The 1,512-nt window shown below is 61.2% G+C and carries 2 protein-coding genes; both read left to right on the top strand.

All coding sequences use genetic code 11. The features are described 5' to 3' along the window. Positions 1-148: 148 nt before the first annotated feature. On the top strand, positions 149-427 hold the full coding sequence (locus F2P46_RS35745; protein WP_166899254.1) for a hypothetical protein: 279 nt from the start codon (positions 149-151) through the stop codon (positions 425-427). Positions 428-736: 309 nt separating this feature from the next. Then, positions 737-1,512 (top strand): helix-turn-helix domain-containing protein (locus F2P46_RS35740; RefSeq protein ID WP_166899252.1); only part of this gene is annotated, 776 nt, incomplete at its 3' end.

Raw genomic sequence — 1,512 nt, 5'->3', positions numbered from 1 at the left:
CGATGAAAACCTAGTGCCCCGCAGTTGACCTCCTAATCGAGGCCGCTGACATGAAGTGCGCAAGTCTGCATTTTTAGCGGACGGCGTTGTGCCGCCCCTACTGTCTGTCCGTGTGACCGGAAACATGATCTCCAATAAAGAAGACCGAATGAATGCATTTCAACACTTTGCGGCGCAGCACGCCGCGCTGCACGCCAGGCATGTGCTTGATGAACCTGCGCGGCGCGCAGGACGGCGCCCGCCCAGCGACATCGAGCGCAAGACGTTTGAGCACGTACGCGCGCACGGCGGCCGCACTGTGGCCGAGATCGCCAATGCACTCGGCGTTAAATCGCCCGAGCTGTATGCGCCCCTGCAGCGCTTGAAAACACTTGGCCAGATCAAGCCAAACGGCACGAGCGGTGCCATTACCTGGAAAGCGGCGTGACGTGGGCGGTCGGAAGTCGGATCGGCTCCGACATGTTTAGCGAGCGGACGCGGGCGTCCAAGCCTGGGCCGGTGCTCAGGCCAATGAAATGCGCTTGCGGGAAGAACGTGTTCGCCAAGCAGCTGGCCCAGTACGGCAAATGCGTCCACTGCGTTCGCGCGGCGGTCGCGCCGAATGACATCCGATGAGTGAACCCAGCCTTCTTGGCGGCAATTGTCGCGCAAGTCGCCCAGCAGAGACTGCGTGGTCAACACCGTATCGAACCCATGACGGGCGGCGCGCCGTTCTGATGCAGCACATAGGATTCAAATGAGTATTAGTTTAATGACAGCAGCATGGAAGTCGCCGTTGCCGTCGGGGCAGAAATTTGTGTTGATTGCGCTGTGCGATAACGCCAACGACCAGGGAGAGTGTTATCCGTCGATCGCGACGATAGCGTACAAATGCAGCATGGGCGAGCGTACCGTTCAAGGCCACATCACGGCCTTGGAAGCGCTCGGCATCCTTCGGCGCGAAATGCGGCGTGGCCGCAGCACGAATTACCGCATCTATTCGGCCCATTTCGACGCCCCCGCAGAATCTGCACCCCCGCAGAATTCGCACCCAACCCCCGCAAAATCTGCACCCCCACCCCCGCAGATTCTGCCAAAAACCCCCGCAGATCTCGCACCCATAACCATCAGTAAACCATCAATTGAATCATCAGTTAACCGGAACACGGCAACCGGTACCCGTTTGCCCAAAGATTTTGCACTTCCGAAATCATGGGGTGACTGGGCGTTGGCGAAGTTTCCGGATTGGACCGAAGACCATGTCCGCGAGGTGGCTGAGACGTTCCGGGACCACTGGGTGCCGATGGCAGGTTCCCGTGGGGTCAAGCTCGAATGGGAAGGCCCGTGGCGCAACTGGTGCCGCAATGCCCGAGGCCCGGAACGTGCGACTGGCGCTCGGGCCAGCCAGGCTTGGTGGGCGTCGGACGCCAGCGTCGCGGCCGAAGCTGCGCGGCTGGGACTGCAACCGGCGCAAGCTGGCGAGTCCGCCCTGGCGTTCAAGGGCCGGGTGCAGGCTGCGATCGACAACGGCGG

The sequence above is a fragment of the Massilia sp. CCM 8734 genome (assembly GCF_011682155.1).
Classification (GTDB): domain Bacteria; phylum Pseudomonadota; class Gammaproteobacteria; order Burkholderiales; family Burkholderiaceae_D; genus Telluria_A; species Telluria_A rubra.
This window is presented reverse-complemented; position numbering and strand designations above follow the sequence as displayed.